The sequence below is a fragment of the Methylophaga sp. UBA4204 genome (genome assembly GCF_002379485.1).
Lineage (GTDB): Bacteria > Pseudomonadota > Gammaproteobacteria > Nitrosococcales > Methylophagaceae > Methylophaga.
Map to the genome: position 1 here is coordinate 5057 of NZ_DFTU01000025.1, position 2205 is coordinate 7261.

The window sequence follows — 2205 nt, forward strand, 5'->3', positions numbered from 1 at the left end:
ATTTTGAGGCCTTGAGTGGAGGTTTGTGTTCTTCGATGTAAGTAAAAATCCATTCCAATCAAGGGGATTATTGCTGCAAAGAGTACGAAAGATTCGACAAATTCGCCCAATGACAAGAATAGAATTGAAGTTGCTACCAGAAACCAAAGCATCGGATCACGTAGTGTGTCTTGCAGTGCTATCAGTAATGGCGAAGCCGATGTGTCGATTATGTCATTAGGCCCGTATTTCTTGATCCGAAGCGCCGCCTCTGCCTTTGATAAACCTTGATTGTTACTTAATATGCCCTGCAAACGATCCATGGGTACGTACCGATGCATGACTTATTCCCTTGATTCAGTGAGAATGGTTTCTTAGTAGGCCATCAAAGATGATAATAAATTTGGTTGAATAGCCAAACAGCCAAACCTATAAATATTGACCAGAAACAGAGCCCTTTAAAATACCCCATCAAACTCAAAGACCATGATCTATTTCCGTCATTCATAGCTGGTAAGCCCCCAGAAGCTATCTTGAGAAGCTCTGGCGACATTAGTACAAGCAGCGTAACAACGCCACCAATTATGAGGATTGTCAGAGCCGCAGCCAGTATGAATTTATAGTTATGTAATTTCATAGTGGGTTCCTCCATCCACCATTAATCCAATTGCTGATGGTCATTTTTCAAAAAATACAAATATGCCCACTAATAATAGTTATACCCCATAGTTACTCTCATAGATTGTCGTAATCAACAATATGATTGCAGTACGTTTTCTATCTGTTCCTGTCGATCAACACTATTGAATGGGCAACATAATCCTACCTCAGGAAAATATCTCTATGTTGCAGATTACTAGTGATAACTATTTCCTCACCGATAACCATTAGCACTTTGGATAAAATGCTTGTAATTTCAATTATTTCCCAACATTGACAATATGTGTGATGTGGCCTACTGGCAATCGATATGGGAAGTAAACAAAAACCAATAGATGAGGCGATCTTGATTGCGCCCCTCTTTATCTCATGCACGGGTCGCATTGATCCATTAAAAGCAAAGACATTAACATTATGTGATGTCAATTCTAGTTCGATTATTTTATAAGGTAATGATTTACTATCTTTAGGGAATAAAATTGGTGAATAACCAAAACGACGAATCAGCTCAGCGATACCGAGCCTCGAAATAAGTCTTTTTTAACAATGCAGACAAAATAGTCCTTTAGAAGGAATATATTTCCCATGCCAAAACAACATTAAAGCTTGTAATCGCAACTCAATAACTATTTCTAACTTTTTGCAAATGCGAGCCACGATGACGGGCCGAGAATAGAAAATTTGCTTGGGTCATTGCATTTCACTTTGAGCACTATCCTTCTTTTCAGATAATGGGTCAGACTTTGATTTGTTTTCAATCCTAAAAATAGGAGATTTAAGAAGTTGTTCCGAAACCTCATAAACCAAGATCTTTTCTATTTTATGGTTGTCATAATCACAAAGCTTCGACTCTGAGTCCGGATTTCTGCTCAGACAGGAATTCAGATGAAGGTAGAATTTAAAAACAACGACATGCTCGCTTTCATGCTCGGTAAATACTACATATTCAATAAGCTCGGGCATCATGGTTTCCACGACTACGGGACGATGTTTAATATCAAGAGAAACTCCCAACACTATTATGGATAGCTGATCATCATCAAATCTCAAAGAGCCAACTGGATTTTCCTCTTGTCCATGGTGCTTCCTGAGTTCTAGCATGAATTCCTTATGCCTTTCTCTTAGCCGTTTTAAATTTTCAGCTGCTTTTTCTATATTAATAACATTGCTCATATGAAACTCCTATTCAACTTTACGATTTACCGTAGCATAGGCGTATCAGCCTTAGTGGCTTATTAAATTTACATTTTAAGATGAAATACTTTACAAAACTTCACCTAGACAGGAAGTTGTATCCGTATTTTTAGAGATTCATATGAGCACATCTCTAGTAGATCACACATCAATTTAAAGATGACTTTTAAAAACCACCTTTGTATTGTTGCAGCATAAGACATACTTTTAATACAAATCTCGGCATAAGCTCGACATTCACAGCCAATAATCAGACTGATATTTACTACCATAAAAAATATGTATTTAATTAAATCAATAGATTAAGTCGGTGCAAGTGGACATGCTTTTACTGAGAATGACAACAAACCCCACAAGATTTTAAATTCTGCA

At 37.2% G+C, this 2205-nt stretch carries 3 protein-coding genes; all 3 read right to left on the reverse strand.

What is annotated here, in order from left to right; translation table 11 throughout:
• A partial coding sequence (locus B3182_RS03195) for a cation-transporting P-type ATPase (protein ID WP_292751515.1) occupies window positions 1-302 on the reverse strand: 302 nt, incomplete at its 3' end.
• A 62-nt stretch (window positions 303-364) separates the two neighbouring features.
• Window positions 365-616 carry a hypothetical protein gene (locus tag B3182_RS03200; RefSeq protein WP_292356785.1) on the reverse strand — a complete coding sequence of 84 codons (252 nt, stop codon included), beginning with the start codon at window positions 614-616 and terminating at the stop codon, window positions 365-367.
• 713 nt (window positions 617-1329) lie between these two features.
• Window positions 1330-1812, reverse strand: coding sequence for a hypothetical protein (locus B3182_RS03205; protein ID WP_292356783.1), 483 nt, complete (start codon window positions 1810-1812; stop codon window positions 1330-1332).
• Between the last annotated feature and the right edge of the window lie 393 nt (window positions 1813-2205).